This is a genomic window from Aeromonas sp. DNP9 (assembly GCF_001728955.1).
GTDB lineage: Bacteria > Pseudomonadota > Gammaproteobacteria > Enterobacterales > Aeromonadaceae > Aeromonas > Aeromonas veronii.
Genome location: NZ_LYSQ01000007.1, coordinates 37,710 through 55,616, shown reverse-complemented (window position 1 = coordinate 55,616; position 17,907 = coordinate 37,710). Strand labels below are relative to the sequence as shown.

The window sequence follows — 17,907 nt, the reverse complement described above, 5'->3', positions numbered from 1 at the left end:
CACCGTTACCACCTACCCTAAGGCCTGCTTATGTCTCAAAAAGATCCTTTCCTCGAACGCGAGGCCGAAAAATACGATAACCCCATCGCCAGTCGCGAGTTGATCCTGGAACTCATCAAGGGCCATGAAAAGCCCATGTCCCGTGAAGAGTTGGCCAAGGTCCTCAAGCTGAAAGATGAAGAGCCGTTGGAAGCCTTGCGTCGTCGTCTGCGCGCCATGGAGCGTGATGGACAACTGGTATTCACTCGCAACCAATGTTATGCCCTGCCGGATCGCCTGAATCTGGTCAAAGGTTATGTAATCGGCCACAAGGATGGCTTCGGTTTTCTGCGTCCGGAAGGTGGTGGTCCGGATCTGTATCTGAACAACCGAGAGATGCAACGCCTGATGCATGGCGATTACGTGCTGGTGCAACCGACCGAGATCGACCGCAAGGGTCGTCAGGAAGCTCGTCTGGTGCGCCTGCTCAAGTCCCGTGAGGCAGACATTGTCGGCCGTTACTTCGTCGAGAATGGCGTAGGTTTCGTGGTGCCGGATGACAGCCGTATCGGCCAGGACATCATCATCCCGGAAGGGGAGAACAAAGGGGCTCGCCAGAGCCAGGTCGTGGTTGTGCGCATCAATCAGCGCGCTACCTCCCGCATCAATGCCGTCGGCACCGTACTGGAAGTGCTGGGCGAGAACATGGCGCCGGGCATGGAGATCGAAATTGCCCTGCGTACCCACGGTATCCCGCACACCTGGCCGGAAGAGGTGACCAAAGAGGTTGCCGGTCTCGGCGAGCAGGTGCCTGAGAAAGCCAAAGAGGGCCGCATCGACCTGCGCGCCCTGCCGTTGGTGACCATCGACGGGGAAGACGCCCGTGACTTCGATGACGCCGTCTTCTGTGAAGCCAAGCGTGGTGGCGGCTGGCGTCTGTGGGTTGCCATTGCTGACGTCTCCGCTTACGTGAAGCCCGGCACGGCGCTGGATGCCGAAGCCTATCAGCGCGGCAACTCCGTTTACTTCCCCGAGTTCGTGGTGCCCATGCTGCCGGAGGTGCTCTCCAACGGTCTGTGTTCTCTGAACCCGCAGGTTGACCGCCTCTGCATGGTGTGCGAGATGACCATCTCCGCCGCTGGCCGCATGTCCGGCTACAAGTTCTACGAAGCGGTAATGAACTCTCACGCCCGTCTGACCTACACCAAGGTTGCGGCGATCCTCGACGGCGATCCCAAGCTGCGCCAGCAGTATGATCCGCTGGTGGGCCATATCGAGGAGCTCAACAACCTCTACAAGGCGCTCAAGCATGCCCGCCATCAGCGTGGCGCGGTGGAGTTCGAGAGCGAGGAGACCCGCTTCATCTTCAACGCCCAGCGCAAGATCGACCGCATCGTGCCGCTGGTGCGCAACGACGCCCACAAGATCATCGAAGAGTGCATGATCCAGGCGAACGTGGCTGCTGCCCGTTATATCGAGAAGAACGAAGCCGCCGCCCTGTTCCGGGTGCACGACCGTCCGGGCGAAGAGCGTCTGACCGGTTTCCGCGATTTCCTGGCCGAACTGGGTCTGGAGCTCAAGGGCGGTCTCGAGCCCGAGCCGAAAGATTTCGCCGAGCTGGCTGCCAAGTTTGAAGGTCGCCCGGATGCGGAGCTGCTCTCCACCATGCTGCTGCGCTCCATGCGTCAGGCCATCTATCAGGCCGACAACATCGGTCACTTCGGTCTGGCCCTGAAGTCCTACGCCCACTTCACCTCGCCAATCCGTCGCTATCCCGACCTGATCCTGCACCGGGCGATCAAGTATCAGACCGCCAAGGAGCAGCAGGGCAACCTGCGCCACAAGTGGACCCCGAGCGGTGGTTATCACTACCAGCTGGAAGAAGTGGACCCGATGGGCGAGCACTGCTCCATGACCGAGCGTCGTGCCGACGATGCCACTCGCGACGTGGCCGACTGGCTCAAGTGCGAGTACATGCTGGATCACGTGGGTGACGAGTTTGACGGCGTTATCGCCAGCGTCACCGGCTTTGGCTTCTTCGTCCGTCTGGCGGAGATCCACATCGATGGTCTGGTGCACGTCAGCACCCTCACCAACGACTACTACCAGTTTGATCCCCTGCACATGCAGCTGATTGGCGAGAACTTCCGCCGTCGCTACCGTCTGGGCGACAAGGTGCGGGTCAAGGTGATGGGCGTGAACCTGGATGATCGCAAGATCGACTTCGTGATGGTCGAAGAGCCCCTCAAGGCCACCGGCAAGAACGCCAAAGAGATGGCGCGCAAGCAGGCCGAGATCAAGAAAGAGAAGGCCAAGAGCGCCCAGCGCCACGAAAAACGTAAAGAGGGCAAGGATCACGGCAAATCCGACAAGGGTGGCCGCGCCAAACCGAGCAACAGACGACCGGGCAAAAAGGCTCGCGATAAGGTGAAGGCCAAGGGGTAAGCCCTCGGCCTATGGCTTGGGTCTGGCGACCTAGGCTGAGGTCGTAAGGGGCTGATGGCCCCCGGGTATCTGCATCAGCGCCCGGGTTATCACTACAAAAGCCTGCGACGCTTGAGATGAAAAAAATCCGAACCCTGTTACCGGGGTTCGGATTTTTTATGGTCAGCGCAAAAGGGGGGGGGGGGGGCTTAGCCCTTCGGCGGAGAGCGGCCAAGCGCCGTGCCTATGGCTAGGAGCTCAATCCCTGCGTGATTGCCACTCTATTGGCCTCTACGTGGAGCTCAGAAAGGTGGGGGCCCCATTTTTCTCTAAAAACGCCAAGACTTAGCCCCGGTGATAACTAACACCTCACCAATTAAATTTTAATGAGCGTAGTTGATTAGTTCATCGAGGGATGAGAACTCTTTAGCATCTTGGCTAGTTGAATCACCAAGATAAGCTATCGAGACACCAACTTTTATAGCTCAGCACCACGTTTCGTTATCTTGTGGAAGTGCCGCAACCTTGGCTGCACTTGAACTAGATGTCTTTTCAAATATTGACGTTTCGTAGAGCACGTCTATTTCCTTGTGAGATAAATTACACATAACGCCTCAAACATCGGCACCAGTTTTATCGGTATCCGCCTGCTTTGACTTGTTAGGACAGGATTTGGTAATGTCCTTCTTATACTTGAAGGTATAGCTAGTGCTACAGCCATAGAGAAATGCCCCGAACCCGAAAATAGCAGAAAGCCCAAGCCAAAACCAAAACTCAGGAGTTGGATTGTCTTTGGTAGGATTTAAATTTGAATAAATCTCTATCGCCAAAATAGAGCCACTTACACTACTGCCAAAAAAGTATATTATTCTTGAAATTGACAACAAGATATCATCCGATAGTTCTTCTAGCCAGCGTGACGTGGGAAAATCCTTAATAGTCATTAAACTAATACTTCAAGAGTTATATGCCCGATTTTAGAAAGAGAGTTGTCGTGAGCTTTAGAGTCCAAAAATATTACAAGCTTCTCTTCATTTGTAAGCCCCCCTGAAACTAAAAATGCCACCCAAAAGAAGGCCATGATTGGTGATAAGTAAACCAAAGCCTCACTCAAAACAAACTGGAAAGTTGTCTTTTTTGTAGAGTTACAACATCATCTACTTCTGTATCGATATGTATCTTCAGTTTCCCTAATAATCTTCTGTTGCTAAGAAAGTAGCCCTAACGTCCGCCTAAGGGGCTAGCAACGCATAACACTACCGTAACCACTACGGTTTATTGGGACTGGAAACGCCACACGTTGACAGTCCCTCTTATGCCTAAAATGCAAATGGATCTATATGAACCCAAACTGAACCACGTTTCATTACATTTTTGGGTTGAATCAGATCCAACTTTAGGTTGTTCTTTTTAGCATAGTGAATCAGTTCTATAGTAATGCTTAACATCCCAAATGGATCAGATGATGGTGTTTTCCCTGCAATCACATCCTTTACTGTAGGTATGATCCAATTATTGTATTGAAGAGCCTCTGCGTCTGTAAGTTCAGATAATAATTCCATTTCTGTTACAGTATATTCATGACCTGTGCTTCCTTGACTGTGTGGAACACCTAAAGGAGTTTGGTGACTTGAAATGCAGACCAAATGGTTGGACTTAAAAAAACCGCCACAGACCCCATCTGCGAAATGATGGTATGAATTGTCATCACCAATTCTAACCACTGTAGTACCTTTGACCAAAACATCCGTAGACAGCCCAGAGTTGTTAGTCGGTGTTTTTACGAACCCATTACTTATGTAATATTGTGTCTTTTCAAATCTCTTCATTTTTCCATGCTTACTTTTATCTGCTGAGGTATAATGCCTGATTCAGGAGTGTCGCTTGAGGGGGTACCTAGAGCTGGTTGTTGAGTGCTTTCAGACTCTATATCAAATTTCTGTTTGAAATAGTCTTTTACTTTCCCGATTATATCAATATTGATGATTATGTTACCACAAAATAATTCATCTGGTTCATTGTGTTTTAATCGCTTGTAGATATCATATACAACTACTAGATACATTTCCGCTAAAAAAGCCAAAAAAATAACATTATCTTTTGAGCGAGAGCCAGAACGAGAAATTATATAGTGTTCATTATCTATAAACTCATTCCATATATTCTTGTTATGATGGATGAACTGTGAAAATAACCCATTAAGAACTCCTGCATTTGAAAATATTTTCTTGAGTTCAGTTATGCTAGATTGTGGTTTCAGATTATAAACATTGTCGTCACTAGTGTTGCTGCATTGAAATGAATATGCAATTTGCTCAAGTATCACACGATACAAACATTTGGTTTCATAGTAAAAACCATTTTTTATAAGTATTGCAGCTGATTGAAAGGTAGAAGGCAGCCTTCCAATTGTAATATAGCTAATGTGATTGGCTTTATTAACCTTGATCTCCTGCATTACTCTTGAAAAATCTCTAGATATTCCAACAATAGAGGCTACCATGTAATCGCTCATTAAATATTCTTTGCTTACAGAGTAGTCATTTTTATCATAATTTTGATCATGGTTTTCAATGAAGTTATCTAAGTTAAAATTACCATTGTGATCAAAAGAACTAAACACTAAATGAATAATATGTTTTACGTTAGTTTGTTCGCTAGCTTGTAGAGCATAAATGAAATCATTTGAAATCATCGGTATTAAAGTATGTATATGATCATGATTACCTTTCTTTTCGTAAACGATGTTTTCAAATTCAAATGAATCAACAAATTCTTCTATGGTTTCATATTCTTTCATTTTTACTCTTAATTAGGTGTTTAGTAGCACTTAACAGTGATTAGATGGAAGGCGGTACTAATCCGTTAGCAGAGCATTCTATATAACTCCGTAACATCTTTATCGTCGCCAAGTAAAAATTATCATTAAATCAACATATTACCAGCTTGCTTCTCGTGCCGAGCGTATTCGCTTGATTTCCTCTTTCTGCGTCACTATTACGACAGTATACAAAAAGCACATGGGTGCTCATGGACGATGTAACCAAGCCACGGCGGCGTGAGCCGCTCAGAAATCCACATAAGGCCGTCACCATGTTCAGTGATCGCGCCACTCGTGCTACTCGCTTATCCATTCCATCAGGCACGACTACCGCCCCTGAATTTCAGCCTCCAGCCTGCTGTTGTTAACCTGTGATGTGGCGTAGGCCTGCCCCATGGGTGACTCCGGCGAGGCTGTTGCCAAACGTATATGTTAGCGAGCTATTCAGGAGAGGGAAGTGGGTGATAATGTTTTCCTGAGCAAGATCAATAAATTAATCGTTCCGAGATGTGTTGAAGTCGAACATCAACAAGGAAAGGGCTGATCTTCAATGAACTGAAATTGGGAAACTGAAATTTGAACACTCATCGTTTTGAGCACCGCGTAATGGCTAACAGGCCATGATTGGCTTGCCGCCATATGCCGCCGAAGGATTCGATATAGCGGTAGGCGCTTGGCCGAGCAGCTTCCTTCTCCCTAGATGCCGGCGTCTCTGGTATGATGCGCCATCATTTAGCGACCGGTGACGAGACCAGCATCATGGGGGTTAGGTTGCCGGTACGGCCATTTTTCTTCGGGGCACATTTATGCGACCCGACCTACGGATCTTGAACATGAGCACTGAACTGATCTACGGCATTCACGCTGTCACCGCGCTGCTGGAGCGCACTCCCGAGCGCTTCATCGAAGTGTGGGCCCTCAAGGGGCGGGATGACGACCGGCTGCAACCCCTGCTGGCCGAGCTGGAATCCCTCGGCTTGCGCGTGCAGAGCGTGAACCGCAAGACCCTTGATGACAAAGCGGAAGGCAACAATCACCAGGGCATTATGGCCCGGGTGAAAGAGGCGCCGAAGCTGGCCGAGCACGATCTGGCCAGCCTGCTGGACGAGCTGGCGGCACAACAGAGCCAGCCCTTCCTGCTTGTGCTGGATGGCGTGACCGATCCGCACAACCTAGGCGCCTGCCTGCGCAGCGCCGATGCTGCCGGGGCTCATGCTGTGATCGTGCCGCGCGACAAGGCCACCGGCCTGACCCCGATCGTGCGCAAGGTTGCCTGTGGCGCCGCCGAAGTGGTGCCGCTTATTCAGGTCACCAACCTGGCCCGTACCCTGCGCGAGCTGCAGGAGCGCGGCGTCTGGATCGTCGGCACCGCCGGTGAGGCCGATCACGACCTCTATCAGGCCAAACTGACCGGCCCGATGGCGTTGGTGATGGGCGCCGAAGGCAAGGGCATGCGTCGCCTGACCCGCGAGCACTGCGACGAGCTGGTGAGCATCCCGATGGCGGGGGCGGTATCCAGCCTCAACGTTTCGGTGGCAACCGGCGTCTGCCTGTTTGAAGCCGTGCGTCAGCGTCGCGGTTAATCATGCTGACTGACAGACCCCCCTTCGATTGGGCGCAGGTCGCAGATAGAGAGGAGGCCGCGCGCCTCCTCTCTTTTGCCCGCCCGCTGACCCTCAGCCCGAAAAGCTGTCTCTGGCATGCCGGCGACAGCCCGGATCTGCTGGTCAGGGTAGAGCAGGGGCTGCTGAGGGCCAAGCTGGTGCTGGAGGATGGCCGCGAGTACATCAAGGAGTTCTACTGGGAGGGGGACGAGTTTCTCGACTTCCACCACCTGCTCAGTGGCGAGCCTGCCCGCTACAGCGTGGAGGCGCTGGAGCCCTGCCGTTTGCAGCTGTTCAGTCTGGCCGACTTGCGCCAGTTGCCCGGCTGGCCGCGCTGGTACCAGCACCTGCTGGAGGTGCAGCTGCGCATCAAGGAGGAGAAGGAGCAGTTGCTGCTGACCGGCAGCCCGCAGGCGCGCTATCAGCACTTTCTCGACAGTTTTCCCGCACTCGATGCCAGAGTGCCCGACCACCAGATCGCCGCCTATCTCGGCATTACTCCCATCAGCCTTAGTCGCATTCGCAAGCGACTGAAAGAACTTAACAAAGGTTAATGCGGGGCACTGGCGCCGCGATTATGCTGGCAGGCCGAACTGATAAGGAGTTGCCGATGAACTGGATCCTGAAACCCTGGTCTGAACTGACCACTGACGAGTTGTATGAGTTGCTGGCGCTGCGGGCCGAGGTGTTCGTGGTGGAGCAGACCTGCCCCTTTCAGGATCTGGACGGGCTCGATCGCCGCGAAGGGGTCTGGCACCTGCTCGGCTATCAGGGCGATCTGCTGGCCGCCTATGCGCGGATCATGGCGCCCGGCATCGGCGACGAGCGCGGTGCCGCCATCGGTCGGGTGGTGACCTCACCCAGGGCGCGCGGCGGTGGTCTCGGTCACCAGCTGATCGGCGAGGCGGTCAAGGCGTGCGAGGCGCGCTGGCCGACCCACAGCATCTGGCTGGGGGCGCAGGCCCATCTGCAGGGCTTCTACGGCCAGCACGGTTTTGTGGCCGAGGGGGAGGGGTATGTCGAGGACGATATCCCCCACATCGGCATGCGCAAGACGGTGGCCTGACAGACCGACTGCATTCAGGGGGGATTCGTTGCCCGGATCGGGCGATGGCCCGACATGGGGTCTGGCGGGCAGATTGATGTCCTGATGATCGGATGAGGTTCACTATAAGTTTTGGTTAGGGCATTCAGCTAAAACCCATAAATTAAATTTATAGTGAGCCGTTCTGGCTGCAAATAGCCCTGCTACGGCTGTGGCGAGCCCTAAGTAACACGGCTCCGATTTGCCAGATGTACAGAATGCAGAAGGGCCATCCCGCGGGATGGCCCTTCTCTTTATCGCCAGGCGATTACTTCTTCTTTTTCTTCTTGGCGGACTTCTTCTTGTCGACCGGCTTTTTCTTCTTCACCGGTACCCGCGCTTCTTTGTGTTTCGGGCGCAGCTCGTCGATCACCCGGCGCTTGAGGCGCTCCTCGGTGTAGCGCTCGATCTTGGCGACCATCGCCATGTCGTGGGCTTCCACCAGGCTGATGGCACAGCCACGGTTGCCAGCGCGGCCGGTACGACCGATCCGGTGGACGTAGACATCGGCGCCGTAGGGCATGTCGTAGTTGATGACATGGCTGACGTTCGGCAGGTCGATGCCGCGGGCGGCGACGTCGGTGGCGATCAGGAAGGGCACTTCCCCTTCGTGGAACTTGCGGATCGACTCGATACGCTTGCTCTGCTCCATCTCGCCGCGGATCCAGGCGCAGGAGATGCCTGCCGCCTGCAGCTGGCCGGAGAGCTCCGCCAGACGCTCGCGGGTCTTGACGAAGATGATCGCCTTCTGGGTTTCCGGGTTTTTCAGGATGTGGGTCAGCAGCGCCAGCTTGTGGGCAGCGTCATCGGCCAGATGGATCCACTGGGTGATGGGGCGACGCTCGCTGCGCGGCGGTTCGGCGTGCAGCTCCACCGGATCTTTGAGGATTTCGCTGGCGAACTTCTCAAGGCCGGCCCCTTCCAGGGTGGCGGAGAAGAGCATGGTGTGCTTGCGGTAGCGCGCCTCTGCCACGATGCGGTTCACATCCTTGATGAAGCCCATGTCCAGCATGCGGTCCGCTTCATCCAGCACCAGCACCTCGATGTCGTGGCTTTCGAACTCCTCTTTCTCGATGTACTCGAGCAGACGGCCCGGGGTAGCGACCACGATGTCGGTGGTTTTGGTCAGGGCAGGCAGCTGCTCTTCATGGCTGACGCCGCCGATGATGGTCTCGATGCTGAGGTTGGTGTGGGCCGCCAGCGCCTTGGCGTGGGCAGTCACCTGCAGCGCCAGCTCGCGGGTCGGGGTCAGGATCAGCATGCGGCAGGGGCCCGGCTTGCGGCGCGGGAAGTCCAGCAGGTGCTGAAGCGCCGGCAGCAGGAAAGAGGCGGTCTTGCCGGTACCGGTCGGAGCGGATGCCAGAATATCGCGGCCGTCCAGGGCTGGCTCCAGTACCATCTGCTGGATGGTAGTGGGGCGGGTGAATCCCATCTCGGCCAAAGCCCGGTTGAGGGCAGGGTGCAGGTCGAAATCATCAAAGGACTGGCTCATGGCAATACTCGGTCATTAAGGAAACGGCAGATTATAGGCGATTATCTCGTCGGCTCCTATTGGTGAGTGTGTCTTAGCCGCTATAATCGCCCACCATTTTTGCAGATGACGGGGGCCAGATGGGACGTAGTCGCGGATTTACCTTCAAACAGTTCCATATCAATCACGATCGCTGCGCCATGAAGGTGGGCACCGATGGCATTTTGCTCGGTGCCTGGGCGCCGGTCGAACAGGCGCGTCGAGTGCTCGATATCGGCACCGGCAGCGGCCTGATCGCCCTGATGCTGGCCCAGCGCAGCAGATCTGACTGCCGTCTTGATGCGGTCGAACTGGATATTAATGCGGCCAGCCAGGCGCGGGAGAATGCGGCGTCCTCTCCCTGGGCCGATCGGGTGACCGTCATAGAGAGTGCCATTCAGGATTATCAGGCAGCCCCTTACGATCTTGTCGTCTCCAACCCTCCCTATTTCGTGGCAGGCCAGTCATTTAGCGATCCGGCGCGGGCGTTGGCCCGCCATACCGGCGCCCTCGACAGCCCCGCATTACTGGCGGCCTGCGATCGTTTGCTGAGCCCGAACGGGCAGGTGGCGCTGGTGCTGCCGACGGCGATGGCCGATGAAATTTTATGTATTTCGGCGAATTATGATCTGCATGGTATTTGTTATACAGCTGTTATCACCAGAGAGGGTAAAGAGGCAAATCGTGTTTTATTGCTACTTGGCAGAGGATTAAACAGGTGTGAGAGGGGTGAAATTGTGATCCATTCTGCTGACGGGGCCTATTCCGACAGATATATCCAACTGACCAACCCCTTCTATTTGAAGATGTAAATTTCGTCTTGAACTATTTTTTCACGCCATTATGCTGGTTCCAGATCGAGTGCCCGCTCCAGACCAGCTAAAACCACTGGTTGCGATGAAAAAACATGCGGGGCTCTTTTTTTATACCCCCTGAACACACCCGGTCAGCGACCGATAAAAACTATAACAAGCAATAATTTACAAGACAGACGAGGTTGAACTTGACGAAATCACTCACATTGTCCGATGTACTCGGATTAGGGTTTATGACCTTCGCCTTCTACTTGGGCGCCGGTAACATCATTTTCCCGCCGTTGGCCGGTTACATGGCTGGTGAGCACCTCTCCCTGGCGATGTTTGGCTTCCTGGTCACTGCCGTGGGCCTGCCTCTGGTGACCATTCTGGCCGTGGCGAAAGCCGGTAACGGTTGGGCTGGCATGACCAAGCTGCTGCCTGCCGGTGTCGCGACTGCGCTGGCCGTTGCCATCTATATCATCATAGGCCCGGCCTTTGCCGCGCCCCGTACCGGTCTGGTTGCCTACGAAATGGGCCTCAAGCCGTTCATCGGTGATATGGGGCAAGCGGGTCTGGCGGCCTATACCGTGATCTTCTTTGGTGTGGCCATTCTGGTCTCCATGAACCAGGGCAAGCTGATGGACGCCATCGGCAAATACCTGACTCCGGTACTGATGCTGCTGCTGCTGACTCTGGCGATCGGGGTATTTGTTGCGCCGCAAGGCTCCATGCCTGATGCGTCCGGTGACTATCAGAACAGCCCCTTCGTGAAAGGGATCCTGGAAGGCTACAACACCATGGACACCCTGGCGTCCCTGATGTTTGGCGCCCTGATCGTCGATCTGCTGCGCCAGAAAGGCATCAACGATTACAAGAGCCAGTTCAAGTATCTGGCCATTGCTGGCCTTATCTCTGCCGTTGGTCTGAGCGTGGTGTACGTCTCCCTGTTCCAGCTGGGTAACACTGCCGCCGGTGTGGCGACCGATGTCAGCAACGGTGGCGCCATCGTCAACGCCTACGTACTGAGCCTGTTTGGTCAGCCGGGTCAGTTCATTCTGGCGGCCATCATCACTCTGGCTTGCTTCACCACTGCCGTGGGCCTGATCTCTGCCTGTTCCGATTTCTTCCACAATCTGACCGGCATGGCTTACAAGAAGCTGGTGGTGTTGCTGGGCGTTATCTGTGCCGTGGTGGCCAACGTGGGCCTGAGCCAGCTGATCAGCCTCTCCATTCCGGTACTGGTTGCCATCTATCCGGTTGCCGTGGCGCTGGTGCTGGTCACCTTCCTGAAGGGTTACTTCGGCCGTCCACGTCTGGTGTTCCGTGGGGTGTTGATGGTTGCCTTCCTGTTCGGGTGCCTGGATGGTCTGGGTGCTGCCGGTATGAAGATGGATGCGTTTGCCTTCCTGCCGCTGTTCGACAAGGGCCTCGCCTGGCTGATGCCGACCCTGCTGGCCTGCGTAGTTGGCGTGATGGTGCGTCCGACCGAGATGGCTGCCGAAGCTGCCTGATCACACCCGATCTGATATTGCCAAGAGCCTGCCCCGTGCAGGCTCTTTTGTTTTCTGTGAGCCTAGCTTCTCGCCTCGCCTCGCTTTGCTGCCGTAATTGTCACTGTACGCAGATAGCACCTGAGCAGCAGTATTTGGCCGCTATAACCTGCCCCCCCCTTCTCACCTCCCATACGCCACGTGTGACACCTGTTTATGGAGCGCCGAGTTGTTCGGCGATTAATTCCGCAGCAGTAAATTGTTTCAAGATATTAATTGGTGATTGAGATCGAACTCCTCTTCTTTATGCTAAAGGTGGTGCGCCTCATCCGGTCCGCGGGCCGTGTGGGGGCGAGAGGTATTGTTACCGGTTATCTGCCAGGCAGTGGGTGCAATCAATAACAAGCTGATAAGGCAGATGAGGTTGAGTTTGACGAAATCATTGAAGTTGTCCGACGTATTCGGATTGGGGTTTATGACGTTTGCCTTCTATCTGGGGGCTGGCAATATCATTTTTCCGCCGCTGGCCGGTTTTATGGCTGGTGAGCATCTGCTGGCCGCCATGTGCGGCTTTTTGCTGACGGCGGTGGGCTTGCCGCTGATCACCCTGATTGCGGTGGCCAAGGGGAGTTCGGGGGGCGGCGCGAGTGGCTGGACCGGAATGACCCGCTATCTGCCCGCCGGGGCTGCGACGGCACTAGCCATCGCCATCTATATCATCATGGGGCCTGCTTTTGCCATTCCCCGCACCGGTCTGGTCGCCTACGAGATGGGGCTCAAGCCCTGGCTCGGCGATGCCGGTCACGAGGGGCTGCTGATCTACACCCTGAGTTTCTTTGCGCTGGTGATCCTGGTGGCGCTCGATCGGGGCAAGCTCCTTGATGCGGTCGGCAAGTATCTGACCCCAGCCCTGATGGCGATGCTGCTTATTCTGGCGGTCGGGGTCTTTATGACGCCGCAGGGCATCATGCCTGATGCCAGCGGTGAGTACATAGATGCGGCTTTTACCAAAGGGATGCTGGAAGGGTACAACACCATGGATACCCTGGCCTCCCTGATGTTTGGAGCCCTGATCATCGGGTTGCTGCGCCAGAAGGGGATCGAGGATTATCGCAGCCAGTTCAAATATCTGACCATTGCAGGCTTGATCTCGGCGGTTGGGTTGTCGGCGGTGTATGTCTCGCTCTTTCAGCTGGGCAACAGCGCCGGTGGGGTGGCGAGCGATATCAGTAATGGCGGCGCCATCGTCAATGCCTACGTCCTGAGTCTGTTTGGTCAACCGGGTCAGTTTATTCTGGCGGCCATCATTACCCTGGCTTGTTTTACCAGTGCGGTCGGCCTGCTCTGTGCCGGTGCCGACTACTTCCATGGCCTGACAGGTTGGGCCTATCGCAACTGGGTGATCCTGCTGGGGGCGCTCTGTGCACTGGTGGCCAATGTGGGGTTGAGCGAATTGATCGGCCTCTCCATCCCGGTGCTGGTGGCCATCTATCCGGTGGCCATCGCGCTGGTGCTGGTGACCTTCCTCAAGGGGTGGTTTGCCCAGCCACGGCTGGTGTTTCGCGGTGTGCTGACGGTCGCCTTTCTGTTTGGTTGCCTCGATGGGCTGGGGGTTGCCGGGATGGCGATGGACGGCTTTGCCTTCCTGCCGCTGTTCGACAAGGGGCTTGCCTGGCTGCTGCCGACTCTATTGGCCTGCATCGTCGGCATCCTGGTGCGACCAAGCGGGAAGTTGGCGGCCGAAGCGGCTTGATTCAGAAACAACGAGATAGCAAAGAGGCCAGCAACTGCTGGCCTCTTCTGTTTCTGCTGTAGCAGTTACAGGATCAGATTTGCGGGCCTTTTGGCTTGGGTTTTCCCTCCAGACCATACCAGTGGGTTTCTACCCGTCCGGCATGCCACTCGAAGGTGCCCCAGGGCTGCTTGGCTTCCCAGCGCGGGAAGTTGATGAGCACCCGGTTATCTTCGTACTTGTAGAGGGAGGTGCTGATCTGAATGTCCGACAGGATCAACAGCAGGGCCCAGCAGATGAAAATCCATTTCAATGCTTTCCACATAGGGTTACTCGAAGCAGATTTCGATAGTGGCGCGACCGAAATCCGATTCGAACGGCATCATGATCTTGGTGCCATCGGCCCTGTGAGTAATGGTGTGGTTGGGACCGGAGACGATGATGGGGGTCGCCATGTCAAACTCGTAGCCCTTCTCGCCCAGCATCCGTTTGGCACCACCGGTCACCATGTTGGTGATTTCACCGACCATGTCGGTCACCTCTTCGTTGATGGAGGCGGGAGCTTCCCCCAGCATGCGGCGCATGATCTCCAGCGCCAGTCCCTTCTCGAAGCTGATTGAGAGGGAGCCACGGGTCTGCGGGCCGACCATGCCAATCAGGCCGGAGACGTCGCCGCGCGCCAGCTCATCCATCTTGCGTTTCGGTTTGCCCGGTTTGAGTTCCAGCTGTGCCATGGTCGAGAGCACATTGAGCAGGGATAGCAGGAACGGATTTACAAAATCAGCCTTCATGATGACTTCCTACAGTGGGCGTACAACGGGCACATTGGCCATGTGCCTCTATCGTCTTATTGGTAATAGTAAAACCATGCAGGTGGGCCTGCTCGGAAAACGCGCTATCGATCGCCGTATCGTGAAGCTCGACCACATCCCCGCACTCGTCGCAGATCAGCAACTGCATCGGGTGAGCGTGATCGAAGTGGCAGCAGAAGATAAACGCGTTGAGAGATTCCACCTTGTGAGCAAAGCCCTGTTCGAGCAAAAAATCGAGTGCCCGATAGACGGTTGGCGGCTTGGCATTGGCTTCGGTTTGTTGCAGCTGGGCCAACAAATCATAGGCGCTGATGGCGTTGCCGTGTGCCGCCAGCAGGCGAAATACCTGACGTCGGGTCGGGGTGAAGCGGATCCCTCGCTGTATACAGAGTCGCTCGGCTCGTTGTAAAAGTTGGTCTTGATTCATGATCGCGCAGATACCCTTTCTATTAGCCGGATACTATCACAGGGCCTCGCATGGCGCGGCGACAAAATTCATTTTCTGGGGCTGCTTCACGTTGTGATAAAATCCGCCCCTTTCTTTAGCCAACCCGGATGATTTTTATGCAGGCGCAGCGTTTTTCCATCGCCCCCATGCTGGACTGGACTGATCGGCATTGCCGTTACTTTCATCGACTGATGAGCCGCCAGACCTTGCTCTATACCGAAATGGTGACCACCGGCGCCATCATCCACGGCAAGGGGGATTATCTGGGTTACAGCGAGCAGGAGCATCCCATCTCCCTGCAGCTGGGTGGCAGCAATCCGGCCGATCTGGCGCGCTGTGCCAAGTTGGCCGAGGAGCGCGGCTATGACGAGGTGAACATCAACGTCGGCTGCCCCTCCGATCGGGTGCAAAACGGCCGTTTTGGTGCCTGCCTGATGGGTGAACCGGCGCTGGTGGCAGACTGCGTCAAGGCGATGCGGGATGTGGTCGATATTCCGGTGACGGTGAAGACCCGTATCGGTATCGACGATCAGGACTCCTACGAATTTCTGCAGGCCTTCATCGAACAGGTGCGCGATGCCGGTTGCGATACCTTTATCGTCCATGCCCGCAAGGCGTGGCTGAGTGGCCTGAGCCCCAAGGAGAACCGCGAGATCCCGCCGCTCGATTATCCCCGCGTCTATCGGGTCAAGCAGGATTACCCGGATCTCACCATCGCCCTCAACGGTGGTGTTACTTCCATGGAGCAGACTCTCGAGCACCTGCAACACGTCGATGGCGTCATGATGGGGCGTGAAGCCTATCAGAACCCCTACATTCTGGCGCAGGTAGACAACCTGGTGTTCGGCCAGAACAACGCCGTGCCGAGCCGCCATGAAGTGGTGCGGATGATGCTGCCCTATATCGAGCAGGAGCTGGCCAAGGGCAACTACCTCTCCCACATGACCCGCCATATGCTGGGGCTGTTCCAGAATATGCAGGGGGCGCGCGCCTGGCGTCGTCACCTGAGCGAGAACGCCTGCAAACCGGGTGCCGGTATTCAGGTGGTGCTGGATGCCATGGCCAAGGTGCCGGAGTTTGCCAGCAGCGAGGCGGCCGAATAAGCAAGTTGTGCCAGGGCAAGAACAACAAAAAGCGCGTCAGTTGACGCGCTTTTTTGATCGCTCTCGCTTCAATGTCTGAACTGGTTGATCAGCCGCGAGAGATCCTGCAGCCGCTCTACCAGCAGGGTGATGCCATCTAGCGCCTGCCTGCTGTTGTCGGCGGTGTGGCTGGCCAGCGGGTGGATCTGGTGTACCCCTTCATCGAGGGTCGCCGTGACGTCGGCCTGCTGACTCACTGCCTGGGCGATCTCGTCGCTGGTGCGGGTTACCTGCCCCAGCATCCGGTTGATCTGGGTGAGCACGTCGGCGGTGGTGCCTGCGTGCTGCTGGCAGCGCACCGAAGTCTGTGCCCCTTGTGTCATCCCGTCCGACAGCTGTCGTGTAGTCTGTTGCAGCGCCTGGATCATCTCGTGGATCTCGCTGGTCGAGGCACGGGTCTTCTGAGCCAGCGCCCTCACTTCATCCGCCACCACGGCAAAACCGCGCCCCTGTTCGCCAGCACGGGCGGCCTCGATGGCTGCATTGAGTGCGAGCAGGTTGGTCTGGTCGGCGATTTGACTGATCACTTCCAGAATACCGCTGATCTTCTGGCTGTCGCTGGTGAGCTGGGCCAGCACTGCGTGGTTGGCATCCAGCTCCTGATGGAGTTGGTTGACGGCAGATCGGGTGGTCGCCAATGCTTGCAGCCCCTCGTCGGAAACCTGCTGTACCTCTATAACCAGATTGCTCGCCTCATGGGCACTGTGGGCCACATCCCGAATGGAGTGGCTCAGCTCGGTGATGGCGGTCGCCAGCTGCTCGCTGTGGGCGCGCTGCTGCTGCAGATGAGTATCAATGGTCTGGATATTGCCCCGGTCATCTTCGGCTGCCTGCAGGATCTGCTGGTTGGTGTCGGCACTGCGCCCGACCACTGCCTTGAGCTCGGCCTGCTTCATCCGCAGGGCCAGTTCGACGGCCGCCAGAGTGTCGCGCCGTCGGGTGTAGAGCACCTGACAGAGGCGGGTTCCCTTGTCTTGATCGGCAAGGGTGAGCAGATGAGCCAGCCGCTGCTGCAATCGCCAGCCGTGGATTGCCTGTGCCAACAGCAACAAGGCGGTGGGCAGCAGCCATAACAGGTTGCCGGTGGCAAAGGTAGCAAGAGTGGTGAGCAAGGCAGAAGCGGAGAGCCAGAGGGTCAGCCGACCCGGTTCAATGTGAAAGCGGCTCAGCCAGGGAAGCGCCTTGCCGCTTCGCAGCAGGCCATAGAGCTGCTCGGCCCAGGCCACATCGCTGGCGGCGGGTTTGGTGCGCACCGACTGGAACTCGACGATCTCCTTCTGCGCATTGAGGATCGGGGTGACGTAAGCGTTTACCCAATAGAACTGACCGCTTTTGGCACGGTTCTTGACCAACCCCATCCAGCTTTTGCCCTGTCGCAGCCGCTGCCACATGTCGGCGAAGGCCACCTTGGGCATGTCGGGGTGTCGCACCAGATTGTGGGGTACCCCTTCCATTTCGGCCGCACCATACCCGGCCACATCACAGAAGTGCTGGTTGGCATAGGTAATATGACTGGCGGGATCCGTGGTCGAGATGAGTGCGATGTTGTCGGGGAAGTGTATCTCCCCCTCCTGATGGAGTTTGGTCATGTGTCGTTCCTGAAAAAGCCAAATAACTGATAACTATGTTTTTTATTGTCGTTCTCAGTTAATCATTCTAAGGCTCTTCAGTGCCCCGAACTTGGCTTGGGTCAATTAATCAACACAATGAATTGATGAAGTAAGGGTCAGCTGGCCGGTGTGAAATCGTGAACTTCGCCGCTTCTCGGTTTAAAGCGCGGATCGCTATCTTTGTAGCTGCGCACCAGCTCCATCGTCTTGCAAAAGCTGGTCTGCTTGTCGTACTCCTGACGAGCCAACTCGATGGCCCGTTCGGCCCGGCGCCGCTCCATCTTGTCAGATTTGCGATCGCTGAACTGTTGCTGCTGGTGCAGCATCCAGCCGACAAACTCTTGCTGGCATTGGGATTCGCTGTTGGCCTGTGCAGGCAGGGTCCACAACAACGAGAGCAGTATCAAATAACGCATGTCTGACTGGGCATTGAAGATTAATTGAACAGAAGGGG

Annotated in this window: 17 protein-coding genes; 8 read left to right on the top strand and 9 right to left on the bottom strand. The window is 55.7% G+C overall.

The window, feature by feature from the left end; genetic code table 11:
* The first annotated feature begins 30 nt into the window (after window positions 1–30).
* Window positions 31–2,424, top strand: coding sequence for a ribonuclease R (rnr, locus tag A9G06_RS06415; RefSeq protein ID WP_069554630.1), 2,394 nt, complete (start codon window positions 31–33; stop codon window positions 2,422–2,424).
* A 593-nt stretch (window positions 2,425–3,017) separates the two neighbouring features.
* On the opposite strand, the gene A9G06_RS21865 is transcribed toward rnr, so the two are convergent.
* The 3 genes from A9G06_RS21865 to A9G06_RS06410 form a co-directional block, all read right to left on the bottom strand.
* Window positions 3,018–3,347, bottom strand: a complete 330-nt coding sequence (locus tag A9G06_RS21865) for a hypothetical protein (protein ID WP_139126173.1) — start codon at window positions 3,345–3,347, stop codon at window positions 3,018–3,020.
* A gap of 375 nt (window positions 3,348–3,722) precedes the next feature.
* Window positions 3,723–4,232: a hypothetical protein gene (locus tag A9G06_RS21860; protein WP_139126172.1), complete on the bottom strand. Its 510-nt coding sequence runs from the start codon at window positions 4,230–4,232 to the stop codon at window positions 3,723–3,725.
* Window positions 4,229–5,203 carry a hypothetical protein gene (locus A9G06_RS06410; protein ID WP_069554629.1) on the bottom strand — a complete coding sequence of 325 codons (975 nt, stop codon included), beginning with the start codon at window positions 5,201–5,203 and terminating at the stop codon, window positions 4,229–4,231. The genes A9G06_RS21860 and A9G06_RS06410 overlap by 4 nt, the downstream gene beginning before the upstream one ends.
* A gap of 854 nt (window positions 5,204–6,057) precedes the next feature.
* Here A9G06_RS06410 and rlmB point away from each other — a divergent pair.
* The 3 genes from rlmB to A9G06_RS06395 are packed head-to-tail and all read left to right on the top strand — an operon-like array spanning window position 6,058 to window position 7,894.
* Entirely contained in the window at window positions 6,058–6,807 is a 750-nt protein-coding gene (rlmB, locus tag A9G06_RS06405) for a 23S rRNA (guanosine(2251)-2'-O)-methyltransferase RlmB (protein WP_069554628.1), read from the top strand.
* A 2-nt stretch (window positions 6,808–6,809) separates the two neighbouring features.
* Window positions 6,810–7,382, top strand: coding sequence for a Crp/Fnr family transcriptional regulator (locus tag A9G06_RS06400; RefSeq protein ID WP_005354833.1), 573 nt, complete (start codon window positions 6,810–6,812; stop codon window positions 7,380–7,382).
* Between the two features lie 56 nt (window positions 7,383–7,438).
* On the top strand, window positions 7,439–7,894 hold the full coding sequence (locus tag A9G06_RS06395; protein ID WP_041209216.1) for a GNAT family N-acetyltransferase: 456 nt from the start codon (window positions 7,439–7,441) through the stop codon (window positions 7,892–7,894).
* A 286-nt stretch (window positions 7,895–8,180) separates the two neighbouring features.
* Here the strand turns inward: A9G06_RS06395 and srmB are convergent, their stop codons facing one another.
* A complete protein-coding gene (gene srmB / locus A9G06_RS06390) occupies window positions 8,181–9,404 on the bottom strand; it encodes an ATP-dependent RNA helicase SrmB (RefSeq protein ID WP_069554627.1) in 1,224 nt (407 codons plus the stop codon).
* A 119-nt stretch (window positions 9,405–9,523) separates the two neighbouring features.
* Here srmB and A9G06_RS06385 point away from each other — a divergent pair, with 119 nt between their 5' ends.
* The 3 genes from A9G06_RS06385 (at window position 9,524) to brnQ (A9G06_RS06375) (ending at window position 13,462) form a co-directional block, all read left to right on the top strand.
* Window positions 9,524–10,234 carry a tRNA1(Val) (adenine(37)-N6)-methyltransferase gene (locus A9G06_RS06385; protein WP_069554626.1) on the top strand — a complete coding sequence of 237 codons (711 nt, stop codon included), beginning with the start codon at window positions 9,524–9,526 and terminating at the stop codon, window positions 10,232–10,234.
* 191 nt (window positions 10,235–10,425) lie between these two features.
* Window positions 10,426–11,730, top strand: a complete 1,305-nt coding sequence (gene brnQ / locus A9G06_RS06380; protein ID WP_005335813.1) for a branched-chain amino acid transport system II carrier protein — start codon at window positions 10,426–10,428, stop codon at window positions 11,728–11,730.
* A gap of 454 nt (window positions 11,731–12,184) precedes the next feature.
* On the top strand, window positions 12,185–13,462 hold the full coding sequence (gene brnQ, locus A9G06_RS06375) for a branched-chain amino acid transport system II carrier protein (protein WP_069554625.1): 1,278 nt from the start codon (window positions 12,185–12,187) through the stop codon (window positions 13,460–13,462).
* A gap of 73 nt (window positions 13,463–13,535) precedes the next feature.
* Here brnQ (A9G06_RS06375) and A9G06_RS06370 read toward each other — a convergent pair whose 3' ends face one another.
* The 3 genes from A9G06_RS06370 to zur are packed head-to-tail and all read right to left on the bottom strand — an operon-like array spanning window position 13,536 to window position 14,680.
* Window positions 13,536–13,766 carry a hypothetical protein gene (locus tag A9G06_RS06370; protein WP_005335809.1) on the bottom strand — a complete coding sequence of 77 codons (231 nt, stop codon included), beginning with the start codon at window positions 13,764–13,766 and terminating at the stop codon, window positions 13,536–13,538.
* A 4-nt stretch (window positions 13,767–13,770) separates the two neighbouring features.
* A complete protein-coding gene (locus tag A9G06_RS06365; RefSeq protein ID WP_005343179.1) occupies window positions 13,771–14,232 on the bottom strand; it encodes a chemotaxis protein CheX in 462 nt (153 codons plus the stop codon).
* Complete coding sequence (gene zur, locus A9G06_RS21375; RefSeq protein WP_005335805.1) at window positions 14,222–14,680, bottom strand: zinc uptake transcriptional repressor Zur; 459 nt, start codon at window positions 14,678–14,680, stop codon at window positions 14,222–14,224. The genes A9G06_RS06365 and zur overlap by 11 nt, the downstream gene beginning before the upstream one ends.
* Before the next feature lie 137 nt (window positions 14,681–14,817).
* Between zur and dusA the strand changes: the two genes are divergently transcribed.
* Complete coding sequence (gene dusA / locus A9G06_RS06355; protein WP_058059697.1) at window positions 14,818–15,804, top strand: tRNA dihydrouridine(20/20a) synthase DusA; 987 nt, start codon at window positions 14,818–14,820, stop codon at window positions 15,802–15,804.
* A gap of 68 nt (window positions 15,805–15,872) precedes the next feature.
* Here dusA and A9G06_RS06350 read toward each other — a convergent pair whose 3' ends face one another.
* Window positions 15,873–17,432 (bottom strand): PAS domain-containing methyl-accepting chemotaxis protein, encoded by a 1,560-nt coding sequence (locus A9G06_RS06350; RefSeq protein WP_069554624.1) that lies wholly within the window; start codon window positions 17,430–17,432, stop codon window positions 15,873–15,875.
* A gap of 137 nt (window positions 17,433–17,569) precedes the next feature.
* Complete coding sequence (locus A9G06_RS06345; protein WP_005335795.1) at window positions 17,570–17,869, bottom strand: hypothetical protein; 300 nt, start codon at window positions 17,867–17,869, stop codon at window positions 17,570–17,572.
* Window positions 17,870–17,907 lie beyond the last annotated feature (38 nt).